Origin of the sequence: Streptomyces sp. NPDC024017 (assembly GCF_040638895.1) — a bacterium.
Classification (GTDB): domain Bacteria; phylum Actinomycetota; class Actinomycetes; order Streptomycetales; family Streptomycetaceae; genus Streptomyces.
Genome location: NZ_JBEZYZ010000011.1, coordinates 205,024 through 224,620, shown reverse-complemented (window position 1 = coordinate 224,620; position 19,597 = coordinate 205,024). Strand labels below are relative to the sequence as shown.

Sequence of the window (19,597 nt, the reverse complement as noted above, 5' to 3'; positions counted from 1 at the left end):
ACCAGACGGCAGTGGCAGTCCAGCAGGCGGCGGGCGCGGACCCGTATTTTCCGGAGCACGGCGACCACCGGTACCGGGTGCACCGCTACGAGCTCGCGCTGGACTACCGCCCGGGCCCGAACCGGCTGTCAGGGACAGCCCGCATCAACGCCATAGCGGGACGGTCACCGCTCACCGAGTTCGTGCTGAACCTGGCCGATTACAAGATCGGCCGGGTGCGGGTCGACGGACGCCAGCCGCACTACACGCACCGCGGCGGCAGACTGCGCCTCCGTCCCGCCAAGCCGGTCCGCGCCGGGGCGCCCTTCACGGTCGAGGTGCACTGGTCGGGCAACCCCGAGCCGGTGAACAGCCCCTGGGGCGGGCTCGGCTGGGAGGAGCTGGAGGACGGGGCGCTGGTGGCCAGCCAGCCGATCGGGGCGCCGTCGTGGTACCCGTGCAACGACCGGCCCGCCGACAAGGCGTCGTACCAGCTCTCGATCACGACGCCGTCGGCGTACGCGGTGGTGGCGGGCGGACGTCTGCTGACCCGGACGACGAAGGCGAGCACCACCACCTGGGTGTACGAGCAGTCGGCGCCGACGTCCAGCTATCTTGTCGGCCTCGTGATCGGCAAGTACCAGACGGTGCTGCTGGGCGACCCGGGGCCGGGCGGGGTCCCGCAGCACGGGCACATCCCGGCGCATCTGCTGGGCGACTTCTCGCGGGACTTCGCACGCCAGCCGCAGATGATGGAGGTGTTCCAGGAGCTCTTCGGGCCGTACCCGTTCGACGAGTACGCCGTCGTGGTGACGGAGGAGGAGCTCGACGTGCCCGTCGAGGCACAGGGGCTGTCGCTGTTCGGCGCCAACCACGTGGACGGCGCGCGGGGTTCGGAGCGGCTGGTGGCGCACGAGCTGGCCCACCAGTGGTTCGGCAACAGCGTGTCCATTGCCGACTGGCGGCACATCTGGCTCAACGAGGGGTTCGCGAAGTACGCGGAGTGGCTGTGGTCGGAGCGCTCGGGCGGCCGTACGGCGGAGCAACTGGCCGCTGCCGCACACCGGTTGCTGTCGTCGCTGCCGCAGGATCTGCGACTGTCGGACCCGGGCCGCAAGTCGATGTTCGACGACCGGCTCTACGAACGCGGCGGGCTCGTGCTGCACGCGGTGCGCTGCGCGCTGGGCGACATCGCCTTCTTCCGGATGCTGCGCGGCTGGGGGCAACTGCACCGGGGCGGCACGGTCACGACCGCGGCCTTCACCTCGCACGTGGCCCGCTTCGCGACCGAGCCGGTGGACGAACTGCTGCAGGCGTGGATCCACGGGACGACACTGCCGCCGCTGCCGGGAGCCGAGAGGCGGGCGGCGGGGTAGGACCGCCGGTCGGGGCTCACCTCGCGGCGCTCACCGCCGTCGGTGTCAACGCGGGATGCCCAAGTCGTCGAGGTACTGGTGCATGACCTCTGCCGGGAGGCCGGGATTGCTCAGGGCCCGGGAGGAGAGCTCCGGGTTCCTGCAGCTCTCCAGGACGAGGTCGACCGGCAGCGCGGGGTGCGCGGCGGCCATGCCGCGTACTCGTGCGTCGGAATCGGCGAGCAGCCGGACCACCACGGCGGCCGGTGCTTGCCTGTCGAGTCCCACCAGCCACCTCTTCTCCGGGTCGGGGTCGTCGGCGAAGCGCCGGCCGGCGCCCGCACGCGGGAAGTTGGCATGGCCGAGCAGACCACCCTTGGTGATGACCTTGCAGTCCAGGTAGGTCTGCAACACGATCTCGCCGTCGACGGTCCGCTGGTTCTCGCACAGGAGGAGTCTGACGGGGTAGTCGTCGTCCTGGGAGAGCAGTTCGACGGCGTCGGCGGGCAGGTGCGGACTGCAGGCGGCGCTGCGGCGCAGAAGGATGTTGGCCGACCGGGCGCATTGCCGCAGGACGTCCGGATCGGCGCAGCGGCGCACCCATTCGACCGGATGCAGCCGGTCGAATGGGCCGATGGTGATGTCGACGGCGGCACGCTCGGTCTCCGTCAGCTCGGGTCGTACCGATACGGCCAGCCGGACGCCGTGCGCGACGTCGCCGGCCAGGGTGCGGACGATGTCGATGGACACGTTGAGGTTGGCCGCCAGTTCGCACCGCTCCGTCTCTTCGCTGCTTGCCGCGAGCCGTTCGGCGGTCGCCGTGCTCATGGCGCCGTAGCGGATCACCTCCTGCCGGTCGAAGGGGTTGAGCTCCGCGTCGAGCAGGAGGTCGGTGTACCCCACGTCCTCGCGGCAGGCCTGCATCATGGCGGCCCGGCGCACGTCCTGGTCGGAATCGTGGAGCAGGCGGTCCCGGCTGTCTTCGGAGAGCAGGGCCCAGGCGCGGCACGCTGCCTTCCGGAGGTTCGCGTCCTGGTGGTCGGCGAGCCCGGCGACCAGATCCGAAGCCGTGAACCGTGAGTCGGCTGCGCTCCGGCGGACCCGTGCTTCCCGGTCGGCGAGCAGCCGCTTCTGGGTGGACACGGGAAGGGGCTCCACGGGGATGCGGAACCAGTCGGGTCCGTAGGCCAGAGCCTCGCGCACCCGTGCGTCGGGATCGTCGACGAGCCGGGCGCGTTGTTCCGGCGTCACCGAGGGGTTCGCGGCGAAGACCGACCGCAGCCTGTGGTCGGGATGCGCGACGATCGCGTCGACCACCTCGTCCGGCAGAGCGCGCCAGGCCATCGCGTCCCAGGCCGCGACGGCTTCCTTGCACAGCAGCCTGGTCAGTACGTCGACCGGTGCCGCGGGGTTGCGCGCGATGGCATCGATCGTGTCGCGGTCAGGACACGTGTCGCACATGGTTCCCCCTGTTTCGCCGGCGGTGACGCAGGCCCGCAGATTGTGCTCGTGCCGCGTGCGCGAGGTCAACGCCGGTGATCACGCTCGTTCAGGCGTTCGCTCCGCCCTCGTTCCCGCCGTCGGGCTGTCCGGAAGGCCCGCACGGGGGTACTCGACGGAGCCGGTCGGCTCGGTGACCGGGTGCGCCGAGGCGCGGACGTGCCTTGGCCGTGGGTGGTTTCGGAGGGCGCAGGAGTGGAGGACGGATGACGGTCGACCTGGTCGGTTTCCTCGGCGTTGTGCTGGTGGCGTATGTGGTGCCGGGCCCGGACTTCCTCGTCGTGGTCAGATCGGCGGCCGAGGACCCCTCGAAGGGCAGGGCCGCTGCGCTGGGCGCGCAGACCGGGTTGTGCGTGCACATGCTGGCCGCGGCGGCCGGTCTCTCGGTGATCGCCACGCGCTCACCCCTGGTGTACGACGGGATCAAACTGATGGGGGCGGCCTACCTCGTGTATCTCGGTGTGCGGGCCGTACTGGCCGCCCGCCGGGCCGCCCGTGAGAGGCGGAACGCGAACGAGGCTGCCTCCCACGCCGCTCAGGAGGGCGGGCCCGCCCGGGGGCGTTTCCGGTCCGGTTTCACGCAGGGGTTCCTCACCAACCTGCTCAATCCCAAGGCCGCCCTCTTCTTCCTCAGCGTCCTTCCGCAGTTCGTCGACGGCGACGGATCTCCGGCCCGGCAGATCTTCTTCCTGGGCATGCTGGATGTCGTCATCGGCGTCGCCTATTGGTTCGCCCTCGTTGTCGTCTCCGCGCGACTGCGAGCCCTGCTCGCCCGGCCGAGGATCCGCCACCGCTGGGAGCTGACCACCGGCTGGCTGTTCATCGCCATCGGCGTCTCGGTCGCGGCTGTCGCCTGACGGCGGCCTGTCGCACGCGTGCTCGTGGCCGAGTCCGCGGGCGCGAGTTGACGGATTCAGTGGTGACCTTGCTGGGCCATGGGCTAAAGAGTGTCATGAGCACGACTACCCTTCCCCCACAAGGAGGTCGATCATGCACGTCCGTATGCTGACCGGCGGCCTCGCCGCCGCCTGTCTGGTGTCCTTGTCCCTGACGGGTGGCCAGGCCGCGGCCGCTGCCCCCCAAGCGCCGGATGCCCCTCTGGCCGCCCGTGTCCTGACCTATGACGCCGGCGGCTCCGCGGAGTTCAAGAGCGCCGTCGACCGGGGCGCGGCGATCTGGAACGAGAGTGTCGACGCCGTCGAGCTGCGGCCGGTCGCAGCCGGGCAGCGAGCGAACATACGGGTCCTCGCGGACAACGGCTGGCCGCGTGCCCTGCCCACCACCCTGGGCAACGGGACCGTGTACATCGGGCGCCAGGCCGTCGGCCAGGGCTACGACACGATCCGCATCTCCGCGCACGAACTCGGGCACATCCTCGGCCTGCCGGATCGCAAGCCCGGACCGTGCTCGAGCCTGATGTCCGGTTCCACCGCGGGTACTTCGTGCACGAACCCGTATCCGAACGCGGCGGAGAAGGCGGAGGTCGAGGGCAACTTCGGCGGCGAACTCGTCGGGCGGGCCCCGGCGATGGGTAACGAGGTGATCGTGGACTGACCCGTGCGGCACCACGCGTGAGAAGGCCCCGCGCCTTTGCACGCGACGGTTCCCCTGCCACCACGTCGTACGGCAGGGGAACCGACCGGGCCCGCACGTCGATGCTGCCGGACTCGTCAGTGATTTCCCGCCTTGGCCTCGATTCCGTGCTCGTCCACGTTCCGCAGGGGTGCCTGAGTCGCGGAGCAGGCACACTGAGATGCGGTCGCGGGCTGGCTCGCCGCCCGACCGCTGCCTTCCTCGCCGTCGAACTCCTCGGCCCTCACCGTCTCATCGCCGCCTTCTGCACCGACTCCACGCTGTCCTCACCCGCGCCGGCCGGGCAGCCACGTGTTCCCGCCGTACAAGGCCGCCCCCCCCGCAAGCCGTGCGGTGATCGGCCTCGGCCTCGGCCTCGGCCTCGCGGTCCCCGGCACCGCCGGCTGACTGGCGCCCCGGGGCGATCGCCGCACAACGGCCCCGCAACGACGGGCGTACCCCCGGCACCGGCCGCACGAGACCGGTGACATTGCCGGTCCCCGCACAGCGACCCCTCCCTGACAGTGGCACGGCCAGCCCGACGGCGGTGCCCACCGCGGGCACGCGGCAGACGCCCCAGGTCCCGCGTGCCCGCGAACGGCCAACCGCCACGACAGAGAGGACGACTCGTCGTGCAACTCCACCCCCACACCGATTCGCCCACGCGCACCCGTAGCCCCCTCGGGCACCGAGCCGGGCGCCGGGCCGGGCGACTGGCCGGCGCCGCCGCGGCACTCGCCCTCGCCGTCGGCCTGGGACCCCTGAACAACCCGGGGGCCCACGCCGCGGACAACCCCTACGAGCGCGGCCCGGCCCCCACCACCTCCAGCATCGAGGCGCTGCGCGGCCCCTACGCTGTGTCACAGACGTCCGTCTCCTCGCTGTCCGTCACCGGATTCGGCGGCGGCACCATCTACTACCCGACGAGCACCAGCGACGGCACCTTCGGCGCGGTGGCCGTCTCGCCCGGCTACACCGCCTACGAGTCGTCCATCGCCTGGCTCGGACCGCGCCTGGCCTCGCAGGGCTTCGTGGTGTTCACCATCGACACCCTCACCACGCTCGACCAGCCCGACTCCCGCGGCCGTCAGCTGCTGGCCGCCCTGGACTACCTCACCGACCGCAGCTCGGTCCGTACCCGCGTCGACGCCTCACGCCTCGGCGTCATGGGCCACTCGATGGGCGGCGGCGGCAGCCTGGAGGCCGCCAAGTCGCGTCCGGCCCTGCAAGCGGCCATCCCGCTGACCCCGTGGAACCTCGACAAGACCTGGCCCGAGGTCACCACGCCGACCCTGATCTTCGGAGCCGACGGCGACACCATCGCCCCGGTCGCCTCCCACGCCGAACCCTTCTACTCGAGCCTGTCCTCCTCGCTGGACCGGGGATACCTGGAGCTGAACTCGGCGACGCACTTCACCCCCAACTCGTCGAACACGACGATCGCGAAGTACAGCATTTCCTGGCTCAAGCGGTTCATCGACAACGACACCCGCTACGAGCAGTTCCTGTGCCCGCTGCCCCGGCCGAGCCTGACGATCGAGGAGTACCGGGGCAACTGCCCGCACGGTTCCTGACGTTCCGCGCCCCCGGGCTGCGGAGCCGCGCCTGCGAGGGGGATCGGCGGCGGACGCGTGCGACGCGTCCGCCGCCGGTGGCGTGCCGGGGCACGGCCGATGCGGCCATCCGTTGGGCCGCGGCACAATCCGGTCACCGGCCGAGCCGGTCAACGCGCAGGTGGAGCCACGGGTTGGCGCACCCGGAAGCGCGGACGTGAGCCTTCCGGTCTTCCTTACGCGCAAGTAACCTCCGTGGGATGACCGGAGACAGAAACGGGTGGCGAACGGCCCCTCGCGCAGGGAGCCGGAACGGACGGGACACCGACCGGTCGGCCGCCGGGAACCGCGGCCATGTCGAACTCGCGCGCGGTAAGCGCCAGTTGTTCGACGGGCCGGTGGGCGACGCGCGCGAGACCCTGCTGCTGGCCGCGTCCCTGCTGGCCCCCGAGGACCCGGACACCGCCGAAGCCGCACGTCTCTGCGCCACCGACGCCGCCTGGGCGTCCGGCGACGTCATGATCTGTCTGACGACCCTCGACGGCACCGACCCCCCGGAGCGGCCCGACGGGCACGCCGCACCGGGCACCGTCACAGCCGAGGACCTCTCCGGCGAGAGCCCGCTGTCACCCGACGTCAGCTGCCTCACCGATGCCCGCGACCCGTTCTTCCGGGACTACCGCGACGGCATGCGGGCCCTGCTGGCCCGGCGGCCGGAGCACGCCGCCGGGCCGCTGCGGCGCGTGCTGGACCAGGCGCGCCGCGACGACCGGCCGGAGCGGCTGCTGCGCGCCGCGGCGGCGGCCCTGCTGCTCGGGGACGTCCACGCGGCCCGTACCGCCGGGGCCCGCGCCCTCGCAGCCGCCCGCACCGCGGAGAGCGCCGCGTTCGAAGCGCGCGCCCTGGAGTACCTGGCCTACGGCGAACTGCGCGCCGGCCGCCACGCGCAGGCGCGCGCCCACGCGGAGGAGGGCGTGCGCGCGGCACTGATGGCCGGCCATCGCAACACCGCGGCGAGCCACCACGCGATGCTCGCCCTGGCCGCTTCGATCGAGGGCGACACCGCCGCGGTCGCCGGGTACGCCTCGGCCGCCCTGGTCACCGCCCGACGGCACGGACTGGCTCAGGCCGCCACCCTGGCCGAGTGGGCCACCGCACGCGCCGACCTCGCCCGCGGCCGCCCCCTGGACGCCGCCGACCGGCTCGGCCCGCTCGTCGGCCCCGGACCCCGGCGCGGTCACTTCGCCGTCTGGATGCTCGCCGTGCCCTGCTTCGTGGAGGCCGCGGTGCTCGCCGGGCAGCCGGAGGACGCGCGGGGTGTCGTCGCCGACCTCGCCCGGTGGGCCGCCTTCGGAGCCGATCCGCACGCGCCCGCCCAGCTCGCGCGCTGCCGCGCCCTGCTCGCCACGGACGACCGCGAGGCCGACGACCTCTACCGGGAAGCGCTTGCCCTGCACGACGAGTGGGGCGGCGACTTCGAGCGGGCCCGCACCGAGCACCTGTACGGCAGGTGGCTGCGGCGGCGCCGTCGGCTGCGGGAGGCCCGCGCCCGGCTCGGGGCCGCCCTGGTCGCCTTCGAGCGCTGCGGCGCCGGGGCCTGGGCCGACCAGACGCGCGGCGAGCTGCGCGCCAACGGAGCCGCGTCGGGCAAGGAGCCGACCGCAGGGCTGGCGCGGCTGACACCGCAGCAACTGCGCATCGCACGCCACGTGGCCGAGGGCGCCACCAACAGGGAGGTCGCCCAGCGGCTGGCCGTCAGCACCCGCACGGTCGACTACCACCTACGCAATGTCTTCGCCGCTCTCGGCGTGCGCTCCCGCATCGAACTGGCCCGCATGGTCGACCAAGAGCACCGCTGAATTCCCGGGGAATCTCGGCGGCCGCATCGAGAAGACGCCGCACGACTCTGGGGACCGACCGGACGGTATGCCATTCTTCGAAGCAGCACTACGCGGGTGACGACGGCCGTACGGGCAGCGCACCCGCCGGACGCCGCTGCGCCCGGACGGCGGCGGGGGCTGCCGGAAGGCCGAAGTCGGGGGAGGACCGCCATGCATCCTGCCGCACGCACACGTACGACGTTCCGCACCGGGCCGACGCCCGTTGCGCAGCTGCGCTCACGTCGGATCCGGTCGCTGATCGACGCCGACGCGCTGCGCGTCCTGCACCGGTCGGCCCGCATCCTGCTCGACGACCTGCCGGACCTGACCGACCGGCTGCTGGCGGTCCTGCGCGAGCAGGAGCCGGCGTACCGGACCGCTCTGGAGAACGACCATGCCGCCACGTGGCAGGAGGTGTACCGCTCGTTGCGGCACAGCGTGACCTCGCTGCTCGACCCCCGCGGCTCCCGTGAGGCCGCCCACCGCTGCACCTGGCGGATCGGCGTCGCCCGCGCCGAGCAGGGGCTGCCGCTGGACGCCCTGTTGCACGCGTTCCGGCTCGGCGGGTCCCTGGTGTGGCAGCGGCTGGTCGAGGAGACCACCCGCGCGGAGCCCGAGGACATCCGGCTCCTCGTGCACGTGGCGACCGACGTGTGGAACTTCGTCGACGAGCACTGCACCCTCGTGGCGGACGCCTACCGGCAGGCCGAGCGGCAGCTCGCCTGGCGGCGCGAGAACAGGGTGCGTCTGCTGGCGGCGGCCCTCCTGGACGGCACGAGCCGGATCGCGGACCTGCCCGAGACCGCCGAGAGACTGTGCCTGCCGGAGCACGGCCGGTACGTCGTCGTCGCGGTCGCCGGAGGCCGACAGCAGGACACCGCGCCCCGCGGGAGCGCGTACTGGCACTCGGGAGTGGAGGTGGACTACGGCATCGTCCTGGTCGGCGACGAGGGGGACGAGGAGGCCGACCGGGACCTCGTGGCGGCGTCGGCCCTGCCCGCCGACGGCAGGGCCGGATGCCGGATCGGCGTCGGCAGCGTCGTGAGGGGACTCGCCGCCGTCGGCGACGCCCGGCGCCTGGCCGACCTGGCGCTGAGCATCAGCCCGCCCGAGGGCGGCACGGTCCGGCTCACCGAACACCTGCCCGAGGCGCTGGTCGTCTCCTGCCCGGAGCTCGGCGCGACCCTCACCGAGCGCGTACTCGGCCCACTCCTGCGCCTGGAACCGGCCGACCGGGACGTACTGCTGGACACCCTGGTCGCCTGGTTCGCCTGCGAGGGTTCCGCCCAGCGTGCCGGTGGACGGCTGTACTGCCACCGCAACACCGTCCTGAACCGGCTGCGCCGCTGTGAGCAACTCATCGGCCGCTCTCTGGCCCGCCCGCACGACGTGGTGGAGATCGGCCTCGCGTTGACGGCGCGGCGGCTGCTGCGCGGCTGACCGGACATTCCCCCCGGCCGGCGCCGCCGCGCGGTCCGTGCACTCCGCCCCCCGCGGCGCGCCTCGCACGTCTCATTGCCGCGGCACAGCACCGCCACCCACCGGCCGACGTCCTGCCGCAGCGCACCCCTGCCCGGCATCCCCCCGTCCCGCGCACCGCCGCCCCTGGGCAGCCGCACAGTCCCCGCCGACCCGCGTTGGGACGGCGCAGCCACCCGGCCCGAACACCTGTACCGCCCACCCGCGCCCGTGCTGTCGTGAGCTGCCCTTCCCCCGAAGCACCCGTGCCCGACGGCACGGATCCGAGGAGCCGTGATGCCCGAAGCACCACCGGACGAAGAGCCCGCCCTGCACGTCGAGGGCCTCGACGTGACCTACGGTCGCGCCCTGTCCGCCCTTCGCTCCGTGTCCCTGACCGTCCCGCACGGCACGGTCGTCGCCCTGCTCGGCGCCAACGGCGCGGGCAAGACGACCCTGCTGCGGGCGGTGTCGGGCACCCTGCGCCTGCACCGCGGCGCGGTCACGGCCGGCCGTATCCGCTACGGCGCCACGGAACTCGACGGGCGCGACCCGGTCGCCGCGGTGCGCGCCGGAGTCGTCCAGGTACCCGAGGGACGCCGGGTCTTCGCCGGACTCACCGTCGACGAGAACCTGCGCTCCGGCGGCCTCGGCCTCGGGCGGCGCCGCCCGGACCAGGTCGCCGAGGCCCGGGAGCGGGTCTTCACGCTCTTCCCGCGCCTCGCCGAACGCACCCGGCAGGCGGCGGGACTGCTCTCCGGCGGCGAGCAGCAGATGCTCGCCATCGGCCGGGCCCTCATGGCCGCGCCCCGCCTGCTCCTGCTCGACGAGCCCTCCCTGGGCCTCGCCCCGCAGATGGTCCACCGGATCGCCGAGGTCGTCCGCGAGATCAACGCCCAGGGCACCGCCGTCCTGCTCGTCGAGCAGAACGCGGGCATGGCGCTGTCCCTCGCCGACACCGCCCACGTCCTGGAGGTCGGCGAGGTCCGGCTCTCCGGACCCGCCGACGAGCTCGCCCGCACGGACGCCGTGAAGCGGCTGTACCTGGGCGAGACCACCGAAGAAGGGACCGAGACCGCGAGAGCCGGAACCACCGAGGGGCAGGGAGCCGCGTGACCGCCCGTACCACCGCACCACCCGAACTCGCCGTGACGGACGTGACCGTCCGGTTCGCCGGGCTCACCGCCCTGGACGCGGTGTCCTTCACCGTCACCCCGGGCTCCGTCCACGCGCTCATCGGACCCAACGGAGCGGGCAAGTCCACCTGCTTCAACGTGCTGTCGGGCCTGTGCCGCCCGGCCACGGGCACCGTACGCCTCGGGGACGCCGATCTGACCCGGCTCGCCCCGCACCGCATCGCCGCCCTCGGCGTGGCCCGCACCTTCCAGAACATCGTCACCACCCAGGGCACCGTCGCCGACAACCTGATGCTCGGCCGCCACGCCCTGTCCCGGGCCGGATTCGCCGCCAGCGCGCTGCGCCTGCCGCACGCGCGACGCGAACAACGCGCACACCTCGACCGGGCCCGCGAGATGGCCGAACTCACCGGCCTGGCAGCGCACTTCGACAGCCCCGTCGCCCTGCTCTCCTACGGCGACCGCAAGCGCGTGGAGTTCGCCCGTGCCCTGTGCCTGGAGCCGAGCGTCCTGCTGCTGGACGAGCCGGTCGCCGGAATGAACGCGGCCGAGCGTGCCCGCACGGTCGAGGTCGTGCACACCGTGCGCGCCGAACTCGGCCTGTCCGTCGTGCTGGTGGAGCACGACATGGGGCTGGTGATGCGGCTCGCCGACGAGGTCACCGTCCTCGACTTCGGTCGCGCCATCGCGCACGGCACCCCGGACGAGGTCCGCAGCGACCCCGAGGTGCTGCGCGCCTACCTCGGCACCGGCGCCGAACAGGAGGACGCGGCATGACCACCCTCCTGGACAACGTGTTCAACGGCCTCGCCCTCGGGGCGGTCTACGCCCTCGTCGCCCTCGGCTTCGTCATCATCTTCAAGGCCTCCGGCGTCATGAACTTCGCCCACGGCTCCCTGCTCCTGCTCGGCGGCTACCTCACCGCCGTCCTCCACGACGATCTCGGCTTCGCCGGGGCCCTCGCGGTGTCCGTCCTGGTGACGGCGGCCGTGGCCGGAGCCATGGACCGCTTCCTGCTCCAGGCCGGCGGGCCGGACCCGCACACCGCCCATGTGCAGACCATCGTCACCATCGGCGTCGACATCCTCATCCTCACCGACCTGTCGCGGCGGATCGGCGGCGACCTGCTCTCGCTCGGCGACCCGTGGGGCGACTCGGTCAGCGGGCTGGGGCCGGTGACCGTCGCGGACAGCCGTATCGCCGCGATCGTGGTCTCCACCGTGGTCATAGCCGGTGTCTTCGCCCTGTTCCGGTACACCTCCTGGGGCCTGTCGCTGCGGGCCTCGGCCGAGGACGTCGAGGCGGCCTCCCTGATGGGCGTACGGCTGGTGCGGGTCCGCATGCTGGCCTGGTGCCTGGCCGGAGCGCTGGCCGCCCTGGCGGCGGTCTTCCTCGCCGCGTTCCCCGCACCCGGCCTGGAGCGCACGACAGGGCAGATCGCCCTGAAGGCCTTCCCGGCGGCGATCCTCGGCGGGATGGCCTCGCCGCCCGGCGCACTCGCGGGCAGCCTGCTGATCGGCATGACCGAGGCACTCGTCGCGGGCTACCAGTCCGACCTGCACGTCCTGGGCGAGGGGTTCGGCGACGTCGCTCCCTACGCGGTGATGGTGCTGGTGCTGCTGGTGCGGCCGACCGGGCTGTTCGGCGGAAAGGCGGCGGTCCGTGTCTGAGCGACTCTCCCGCGCCCGCGCCGTCCGTCTCGGCCGGACCTTCGCGGCCGTCATCATCCTGTGCGCCCTGCCCTTCTACCTCGACGCGTTCTGGCTGCGCATCGGCCTGTTCTCGATGGCGGCGGCCGTCGGCGCGGTGGGCCTCGGCCTGCTCTCCGGCACAGCGGGCCAACTCTCCCTCGGTCACGCCTTCTTCCTGGCCGTGGGCGCCTACGGCTACGTATGGCTGGCCGGTGAACCCGGACCCGGGCTGCCGACCGCCGTGGCCGCGGTGCTCGCGGTCCTGCTCGCCGGGGCGGCCGGCGGGATCTTCAGCCCCGTCGCCGGCCGGGTGCGCGGCATCTACCTGGGCGTCGCCACCCTCGCCCTGGTCTTCCTCGGGCACCACGTCCTGCTCACCGCGGACTCCGTCACCGGCGGCTTCAACGGCCGCTCGGTCCCGCCGCTGCAACTGGGCGGCTTCTCCTTCTCCGCCGACTCAGAACTGACCCTGCTGGGCGTGCCGTTCGGCGCCGAGGAACGGCTGTGGTACCTGGGACTCGCGCTGTTCGCGATCACCTGGTTCACCGCCCGCGGGCTGCTCCGCGGCCGTCCGGGACGCGCTCTGGTGGCGCTGCGCGACAGCGAGACCGCGGCCGCGGTGATGGGCGTGAACGTCTCCCGCTACCGCTCGGCGGCCTTCGTCGTCTCGTCGATGTACGCCGGCCTGGCCGGGGTGCTGCTCGCCCTGTCCTTCCGCCGCGTGGTCCCCGACTACTTCGGCCTCGTACTGTCCGTCGACTACCTCGCCATGATCGTCATCGGCGGGCTGGGTTCGGTGGCCGGAGCCACCGCGGGCGCCGTCTTCGTCACGGCGCTGCCCTTGCTGATGACCCGCTACGCCGACCAACTCCCGCTGGTGGCCGCCCCCGGCACCACCGGCGGCACGGTCGGCCCCACCGAGGCCGCCCGCTACCTCTACGGAGCGGCGATCGTCCTGATCCTCCTCTTCGCCCCCGACGGCCTGCACGGCCTGGTCCGCCGCCTGCGAGCCCGCCTGCGCAGCCGCCGAGCCGCCCCACCATCCGCCGGCACCACCTCCCCGTCCCTGCCGCCCACGCCAGCCGTACGAGCCAAGGAGCCCACCCCGTGAAGCCCACGCACCACCACACGCACCGCGCCGCACGCACCAAGACGGTCCTGGCCGCGGCCCTCGCGGCCCTGCTGCTCACGGGCACCGGATGCAGTTCCAAGGCCGGCTCCTCCGAGAGCGCCGACGACGGCGCCGACGGCATCAAGACCGGTCCCGGAGTGACCGGCAAGACCATCAGGCTCGGTGCACTGACGGACCTCACGGGCCCCTACGCCACCCTCGGCAAGAGCATCGTGCAGGCCCAGCAGATGTGGGCGGACGAGGTCAACGCCCGCGGCGGCATCTGCGACCGGCGCATCGAGATCGTCGTCAAGGACCACGGCTACGACGTCCAGAAGGCCGTCACCGCCTACGCCGACATCTCCGCGGACGTCGTGGCGCTGCCCCAGGTCATCGGTTCGCCCGTGATGGCCGCCCTGCTCGACGACATCGAACGGGACAAGGTGCTCACCTTCCCGCAGGCCTGGGCCGCCTCCCTGCTCGACCGTGACTCGGTCCAGGTCCTGGGCACCACCTACGACATCGACATGATCGCCGCGGTCGACTTCCTCACCCGCACCAAGGGGTTGGCGAAGGGCGACACGATCGGCCACGTCTACTTCGAGGGCGACTACGGCGCGAACGCGCTGGAGGGCTCGCGGTGGGCCGCGAAGAAGGCGGGCCTGAAGATCGCCGACCAGAAGATCAAGGCGACGGACACCGACCTGTCCGCACAGGTCTCCGCCCTGCGCAAGGAGGGCGTCAAGGCGATCCTGATCAGCGCCGGACCGGCCCAGACGGCCTCACTGGTCGGCGTCGCGGCCTCCCGCGGCCTGAAGGTGCCCGTCGTCAGCAGCGCCCCCGGCTACGCCCCGCAGTTGATGAAGACGCCTGCCGCTCCGGCCCTGGCGGCCATGCTGAACGTGGTCAGTGCCGTCCCCGCGGTCAGCTCCGACGTGGCCGGGGTCCGCACGATGGTCGCCTCCTACAAGAAGAAGTACCCGGACTCCCTGGTCGACTCCGGTGTGCTCTCCGGCTACAACGCCGCTCGGCTGATGGGCACCGACCTCAAGAAGGCCTGTGAGAACGGCAGTCTGGCCCGCGAGGACGTGGTCAAGGCCCACCGCTCCCAGTCCAGCGTCGACGTCGGCCTCGGCTCGCCGCAGAACTTCTCCGACAAGGCACGGCCCGCGAGCACCTCGACCTACGTGCACAAGCCGGACGCCAAGGCGGTAGGGGCCGCGGTGAACGTGGAGGAAGCCCACACCGCGCCAGGCGTCAAGCAGTACCTCACTTCTCGCACGTCGTAGAGGCCTCGGGGCGGCGGTGAGATCCGGGCGTCCGGTGCCGTCCTGGCCTTTCAACGGGCTATGGACCACCGGCCGCCGCTTTGGCCCGACCCGGCCGGACCGCAGCAGTTCCACCTCGACTTCGGCGTCGAGGACCTGGACCGGGCCGAAGAGGAGGTACTGGCCCAGGGAGCAACGGTGTTGGACGCCGGTACGGACGGGCGGAGCTGGCGGATCTACGCCGACCCGGCGGGGCACCCGTTCTGCCTGGTCCGCCACCCAAGCCCCGCGTAGCCGTCTCAGCCGAACGTACTGCCCGGGGACCAGCGGCGGAGAGCTGCCCGCCCCGAGCCTCAGGGAGACATCGCGGCGCGATCGGAATCGCTGCGCAGGACACAGAATTCATTGCCCTCCGGATCGGCGAGGACAGCCCAGCCCGCGCCGTCGGACTTCCGGCGATCAGCGACCAAGGAGGCTCCGAGCTTCAACAGCCGCTCGATCTCGTCCTCACGCGAGGTGGTCGGGCGCAGACACAGGTGGATCCGGTTCTTGACCGTCTTCGGCTCCGGCACCTGGTTGAAGTACAGCAACGGGCCCTCCGGAAGCATCACCTGAACCTCCCGGTCTCCTGGCTCGTCCTGGGGATGCAGCGGACAACCCGTCACCTCGCTCCAGAAGCGCGCCAGCTGATACGCATCCGAGCAGTCGATCGCCACGTTCTGCACTATCGAGACCATGCGGGTCAGCTTGCCTCAGGGGGTGTGCCGAGGGCCACCGGAGGCCGCAGGTGCCGAGCAGGCTCTCGCGGGTACACGGCGCGGCATGTCCGAGGTGATTCAGGCAGGTGGCTGGGGGTTGCTGGCAGGCAGTGCCCTCCTGCTGGGAGCGGTGTTCGGCTACGGGATGCGCGTGCCGCAGAAGCTCATCGCGCTGGTGATGGCCTTCGGCGCCGGAGTGCTGCTCTCGGCCGTCTCCTTCGAGTTGGTCGGCGAGGCCTACGAGCAGGGTGGGCTGGGCCCGGCAGCCGTGGGGACACTGGCCGGAGCGCTGGCCTACACGGCGGGGAATCTGTGGCTGGCACGCCGTGGCGCTCGCCACCGCAAGCGATCGGGCCACCACACGGGGCAGACACAGCCGTCCGAGGAGGAACAGAGCGGTTCGGGCCTGGCTCTGGCGCTGGGCGCGCTGCTGGACGGAGTGCCCGAGTCGGCGGTGATCGGCGTCAGCCTGCTCGACGGCGGTGCAGTCAGCCTCGTCACGGTCGCGGCGGTGTTCATCAGCAACGTCCCGGAAGGCCTGTCCAGCTCGGCGGGAATGAAGAAGTCCGGGCGCGGCAAGGGCTACGTCTTCGCGGTGTGGGGCGCCATCGCGGTCGCGAGCACTGCCTCCGCGGTCCTCGGCTACGCCGTCCTCGGCGGCTTCTCGCCCACCGTGATCGCGGGGGTGACGGCGGTGGCCGCCGGTGCGATCCTGGCCATGATCGCCGACACGATGATCCCCGAGGCGTTCCAGGAAGCTCATCTGGCGATCGGGCTGGTCACGGTCAGCGGCTTCCTGGTTTCCTTCGCGCTGTCCCACGCCTGACGTCACATCGTCCGGGCGGCCGGCGGTGTGCGGGTATGGCCCTCGGCGACCCTCCCCGCCACCATGGGTGCCACGCATGCGAGTCGGGGGAGGCGTGCTCCTCTTCATCGCAGCAACCCCCGGCTTCACCACGGGCGATGACCCCTTCACCGACACGACCCCTTCGGCCGTCGTGTCGCGGGCCGTGTTCGGGGCGGCCGGCTGGTGTTTGGTGGTCGCCATCCCGGGCCTCCTCGACCGCCCCGGTCTACAGCCACCACAGGAACCCGTGCAGGCGCCGACCCGGACCGCGCGTCGACGTGTCCACGGCTACCTCGCCGTCGCCGTGCTGCCGCTGTACGTCCTCCACCAGCCGATCGTCGTCGCCGTCGCCTATTTCGTGGTGGGCTGGTCGGCACCGATCCCGGTCGAGTACGTGGTGCTGGTGACGATTTCCCTCGCCCTGACGCTGGCCGCCTACGAACTGCTGGTGCGCCGGACGCCTGTGACGCGCTTCTTGTTCGGGATGCGGGGTCTGAACCGACCCCCTCAGCCCTCATCCGCCACCACCGGCTGACCAACGGGCGCACTGCTCAGTAGCATCGCCCTTCATGATCGCCCTGGTCGTCACCATCGGACTCGCGTTCGTCGGCTATGTCGCCACCTATCTCAACGGCTTGCGCCTGTCGCAGCGTCAAGAACGCCTGGCACGCCTGAACCGCCAGCTCAGCGACTTCTACGGGCCCCTGTTCGCCCTCACCGAGGCCAACAGCCGCAGCTTCCACGCGTTCAAGGAACGCAACGCCCGCCCCGACGGCAGATCACCGTTCGTCCACGAGACTCCGCCCAGCGAGGAAGAACTCGCCGAGTGGCGGCTGTGGGTCACGACCGTGTTCCTCCCGAACATCCAGGCCATGCGCGATCTCGTCATCAGGCATGCAGATCTCCTGAAGGAACCGGAGATGCCGCCGATCCTGCTCCAACTGTGCGCTCACGTCTCGGGGTACGAGATCACAGCCGCCAGGTGGACGCGGGGCAGCTACGACCATCATCTCTCGGTGGTGCCGTTCCCAAGCGAGGAGCTTGCCGTCTATGCACGGCAAGGGTTCGCCGAACTGAAGGCCGAACAGGCTCGTCTGCTCGGGCAGCGTGGCACCGGCTGACCCCATGCGACGGCGTCTAAGCGGACTTGTCGGCCGTTCGGTCCGCTGAAACGGGTGCGCCGGCGGTCCGGGCCTCCAGGGCGTGCAGGACGGCCACCATGTCCTCGCCGCCATGGCCCCGCCGAACGGTCTCGTCGTAGAGGGCGTGACAGACGTCGAGGAGCGGGGACGCCAGGTCGGCCTTGCGGGCGGCCTCGGCGATCAGGCGGTTGTTCTTCAGGACGTCCGCTGCGGCTGCCTGGACCGAGAAGTCGCGCTCCACGAGTTTCGGCGCCTTGCCCCGGGAGACGGCACTGGCCATGGGACCGGCGTCCAGGACGTCCCGGAAAAGATGCTGGTCAAGCCCGTGCCGCTCGGCGAAGTGGAACGCCTCGGCAAGCCCCGTGACCACGGCGATCAAGAACAGGTTCACTGAGAATTTCAGCAGCAGCGCGCTCGGGACGGCGCCGCACACGAACGTCTCACGGCACATGGGAGCAAGCAGCGGCCGTACGGTCGCCACGGCGTCGTCGGCGCCCGCCAGCATCCCCACCAGGTCGCCCCGTTCGGCAGGGACTCGGCTGCCCGAGACCGGGGCCTCGACGTAGTGCCCGCCCGCGGCCCGGATGTCGTCCTGAAGGCTGCAGGAGTACTCCGCCGAGGTCGTGCCCATGTGGACGACGGTGCGGCCGGCGACGCGCGGGGCGAAGTCCGGGGTGCCGCGCCCCAGCACCGCGTCCACAGCCGTCTCGTCGGCCAGCATGAGGAACACGGTGGCCGCCCGGTGAAAGACCTCGGCGGTGCCGGCCGCCACCTCGGCGCCGGCGGCCCGCAGTGGTTCGCATCGCTCAGGGGTGCGGTTCCAGACCACGAGTCGTGTCCCGGCTCGAACGAGGTTCAGTGCCATGGGCTGCCCCATGACCCCCAGACCGATGAAACCGACGTGCACGACACACCGCCTCTCCGGCTCGCACGGAGGCCGAGCCGCCACCCTCCCCCTCGACTATGACAACGGTCATAGTAGCCCCGATTATGACGGCGGTCATAGAGTGGAGGTCGAGAGACGCGCGACAGAGCTGCTGACGGAGGTCGACGATGGCGAAGGCCGAACGGGGACCGCGCGAGCGGATGGTCTTCAGCGCGGCCCAGCTCATCCGCCGCGAGGGAGTCGCCTCCACGGGCATGCGCCAGGTCGCCGTCGACGCCGCAGCGCCACGTGGCTCGCTCCAGCACTACTTTCCCGGCGGCAAGACGCAGTTGGTCGACGAGGCGGTGGGCTGGGCCGGCGGCTACGCGGCAGGCCGTGTCGCCCGTTTCCTGGCCTCACTGCCCCAGCCGACGCCGAGCGGGCTGTTCGCCGAGATGGTGCGCCAGTGGACCGACGAGTACGAGGCCGCCGGCTTCGCGGGCGGCTGCCCGGTAGCGGCCGCCACGGTGGACTGCGCGGAGTCGGTCCCCTCCACGCGCAAGGCCGCATCCGCGGCCTTCGCCACCTGGACCGGTGCGGTCGCCCGGGCGCTGAGCGAGATGGGCGTGCCCGAGGAACGGGCCGGCGCACTCGCCACGCTCATGATCAGCAGCCTGGAGGGGGCGATCCTCCTCGCCCGGGCCGAGCGGGACGTCCGGGCCCTGACGACCGTGGCCCGGGAACTGGGTCCCGTCCTCGACGCGGCCGTGACGAAGAAGGACGGCTGACCGGCGGGGGCCCTCCGCCGAGGCGGCTTCGCGGCACGGGGGAGTGCGAGCTGCACACTCCGTCGTGCACCCGACCCGGGGTGGGTCACGCCGGTCGCGCGGGGACTATTCCTGGTACTGCGTGAGGTCGATGCCGTAGACCCCGAGGTCGTAGCCGTGGACCGGGTGCTGTGTGGTTCCTTCCATCTGCATGCCGAGTTTGTCGAGTACGTTCGCGGAGGCACTGTCGTCCGTCCGGCACACGGCCACCACCCGGTCGAGACCGCGGTCCTGCAGGGCGAACTCCAGGGTGGCGTGCGCCGCTTCGGAGGCGTATCCCTGCCCCCAGAACACCCGCCCGAGCCGCCAGCTGATCGCCACCTGGCCGGCGATCTCGGCCGGAGCGTCGGCCACGGACAGGCCGACGGCACCCGCCAGCTCGCCGGAGCCCAGGAGCTCGACGGCGAACATCCCGAACCCCTCCTCGTCCCACTCCTCCTCCCACGCCTCGATGTCCTCGGCGGTCTCGTCCAGGGAGCGGGGCGCGCCGTCGCCGATGCGCTGCATCACCGCCGGGTCAGCATGGATCTCGGACAGGGGGACGAGGTCGTCGTCGAGCCATCGGCGCAGGAGGAGGCGGGGTGTGCGGATCTCGGTCATGATCCCATCTTGCCGACGCGGCGGAGCGAGCGCGAACGCGGGCCGACTTCGACAG

18 protein-coding genes and 2 pseudogenes are annotated in these 19,597 nt (G+C 72.1%); 16 read left to right on the top strand and 4 right to left on the bottom strand.

Going from position 1 to position 19,597, the window contains the following annotated elements; translation table 11 throughout:
* The first annotated feature begins 11 nt into the window (after nucleotides 1–11).
* Entirely contained in the window at nucleotides 12–1,355 is a 1,344-nt protein-coding gene (locus AB0G20_RS28760) for a M1 family metallopeptidase (RefSeq protein WP_361307269.1), read from the top strand.
* 45 nt (nucleotides 1,356–1,400) lie between these two features.
* On the opposite strand, the gene AB0G20_RS28755 is transcribed toward AB0G20_RS28760, so the two are convergent.
* Nucleotides 1,401–2,795: a hypothetical protein gene (locus tag AB0G20_RS28755; RefSeq protein WP_361307267.1), complete on the bottom strand. Its 1,395-nt coding sequence runs from the start codon at nucleotides 2,793–2,795 to the stop codon at nucleotides 1,401–1,403.
* Between the two features lie 245 nt (nucleotides 2,796–3,040).
* On the opposite strand from AB0G20_RS28755, the gene AB0G20_RS28750 reads away from it, so the two are divergent.
* The 11 genes and pseudogenes from AB0G20_RS28750 to AB0G20_RS28700 all read left to right on the top strand — a co-directional run.
* On the top strand, nucleotides 3,041–3,691 hold the full coding sequence (locus AB0G20_RS28750; RefSeq protein ID WP_361307265.1) for a LysE family translocator: 651 nt from the start codon (nucleotides 3,041–3,043) through the stop codon (nucleotides 3,689–3,691).
* A gap of 133 nt (nucleotides 3,692–3,824) precedes the next feature.
* Complete coding sequence (locus tag AB0G20_RS28745; protein WP_361307263.1) at nucleotides 3,825–4,388, top strand: snapalysin family zinc-dependent metalloprotease; 564 nt, start codon at nucleotides 3,825–3,827, stop codon at nucleotides 4,386–4,388.
* Between the two features lie 650 nt (nucleotides 4,389–5,038).
* Nucleotides 5,039–5,980 carry an alpha/beta hydrolase gene (locus AB0G20_RS28740; protein WP_361307261.1) on the top strand — a complete coding sequence of 314 codons (942 nt, stop codon included), beginning with the start codon at nucleotides 5,039–5,041 and terminating at the stop codon, nucleotides 5,978–5,980.
* Nucleotides 5,981–6,342: 362 nt separating this feature from the next.
* Nucleotides 6,343–7,818 (top strand): annotated as a pseudogene (locus AB0G20_RS28735) (helix-turn-helix transcriptional regulator); the annotation flags it as partial.
* A 192-nt stretch (nucleotides 7,819–8,010) separates the two neighbouring features.
* Nucleotides 8,011–9,279 (top strand): helix-turn-helix domain-containing protein, encoded by a 1,269-nt coding sequence (locus AB0G20_RS28730; RefSeq protein WP_361307259.1) that lies wholly within the window; start codon nucleotides 8,011–8,013, stop codon nucleotides 9,277–9,279.
* 315 nt (nucleotides 9,280–9,594) lie between these two features.
* Complete coding sequence (locus tag AB0G20_RS28725; protein WP_361307257.1) at nucleotides 9,595–10,413, top strand: ABC transporter ATP-binding protein; 819 nt, start codon at nucleotides 9,595–9,597, stop codon at nucleotides 10,411–10,413.
* Nucleotides 10,410–11,210: an ABC transporter ATP-binding protein gene (locus tag AB0G20_RS28720; RefSeq protein ID WP_361307255.1), complete on the top strand. Its 801-nt coding sequence runs from the start codon at nucleotides 10,410–10,412 to the stop codon at nucleotides 11,208–11,210. The genes AB0G20_RS28725 and AB0G20_RS28720 overlap by 4 nt, the downstream gene beginning before the upstream one ends.
* Nucleotides 11,207–12,103 (top strand): branched-chain amino acid ABC transporter permease, encoded by an 897-nt coding sequence (locus AB0G20_RS28715; RefSeq protein WP_361307253.1) that lies wholly within the window; start codon nucleotides 11,207–11,209, stop codon nucleotides 12,101–12,103. Before AB0G20_RS28720 ends, AB0G20_RS28715 begins: the two co-directional genes overlap by 4 nt.
* Complete coding sequence (locus AB0G20_RS28710) at nucleotides 12,096–13,235, top strand: branched-chain amino acid ABC transporter permease (RefSeq protein WP_361307251.1); 1,140 nt, start codon at nucleotides 12,096–12,098, stop codon at nucleotides 13,233–13,235. The genes AB0G20_RS28715 and AB0G20_RS28710 overlap by 8 nt, the downstream gene beginning before the upstream one ends.
* A complete protein-coding gene (locus tag AB0G20_RS28705; protein ID WP_361307249.1) occupies nucleotides 13,232–14,524 on the top strand; it encodes an ABC transporter substrate-binding protein in 1,293 nt (430 codons plus the stop codon). The genes AB0G20_RS28710 and AB0G20_RS28705 overlap by 4 nt, the downstream gene beginning before the upstream one ends.
* 15 nt (nucleotides 14,525–14,539) lie before the next feature.
* Nucleotides 14,540–14,797 (top strand): annotated as a pseudogene (locus tag AB0G20_RS28700) (VOC family protein); the annotation flags it as partial.
* Nucleotides 14,798–14,856: 59 nt separating this feature from the next.
* Here AB0G20_RS28700 and AB0G20_RS28695 read toward each other — a convergent pair.
* Nucleotides 14,857–15,240 (bottom strand): VOC family protein, encoded by a 384-nt coding sequence (locus AB0G20_RS28695; RefSeq protein WP_361307247.1) that lies wholly within the window; start codon nucleotides 15,238–15,240, stop codon nucleotides 14,857–14,859.
* A gap of 85 nt (nucleotides 15,241–15,325) precedes the next feature.
* Between AB0G20_RS28695 and AB0G20_RS28690 the strand changes: the two genes are divergently transcribed.
* From AB0G20_RS28690 to AB0G20_RS28680, 3 genes are all read left to right on the top strand, one after another.
* Nucleotides 15,326–16,087 (top strand): ZIP family zinc transporter, encoded by a 762-nt coding sequence (locus AB0G20_RS28690; protein ID WP_361307245.1) that lies wholly within the window; start codon nucleotides 15,326–15,328, stop codon nucleotides 16,085–16,087.
* 76 nt (nucleotides 16,088–16,163) lie between these two features.
* Nucleotides 16,164–16,643, top strand: a complete 480-nt coding sequence (locus tag AB0G20_RS28685) for a hypothetical protein (RefSeq protein WP_361307243.1) — start codon at nucleotides 16,164–16,166, stop codon at nucleotides 16,641–16,643.
* Between the two features lie 34 nt (nucleotides 16,644–16,677).
* Entirely contained in the window at nucleotides 16,678–17,229 is a 552-nt protein-coding gene (locus AB0G20_RS28680) for a hypothetical protein (RefSeq protein WP_361307241.1), read from the top strand.
* A 16-nt stretch (nucleotides 17,230–17,245) separates the two neighbouring features.
* Here AB0G20_RS28680 and AB0G20_RS28675 read toward each other — a convergent pair whose 3' ends face one another.
* Nucleotides 17,246–18,157 carry an NAD(P)-dependent oxidoreductase gene (locus AB0G20_RS28675; RefSeq protein ID WP_361307239.1) on the bottom strand — a complete coding sequence of 304 codons (912 nt, stop codon included), beginning with the start codon at nucleotides 18,155–18,157 and terminating at the stop codon, nucleotides 17,246–17,248.
* A gap of 146 nt (nucleotides 18,158–18,303) precedes the next feature.
* On the opposite strand from AB0G20_RS28675, the gene AB0G20_RS28670 reads away from it, so the two are divergent.
* Entirely contained in the window at nucleotides 18,304–18,903 is a 600-nt protein-coding gene (locus AB0G20_RS28670) for a TetR/AcrR family transcriptional regulator (RefSeq protein WP_361307237.1), read from the top strand.
* Between the two features lie 105 nt (nucleotides 18,904–19,008).
* Here AB0G20_RS28670 and AB0G20_RS28665 read toward each other — a convergent pair whose 3' ends face one another.
* Nucleotides 19,009–19,542, bottom strand: coding sequence for a GNAT family N-acetyltransferase (locus tag AB0G20_RS28665; RefSeq protein WP_361307235.1), 534 nt, complete (start codon nucleotides 19,540–19,542; stop codon nucleotides 19,009–19,011).
* Nucleotides 19,543–19,597 lie beyond the last annotated feature (55 nt).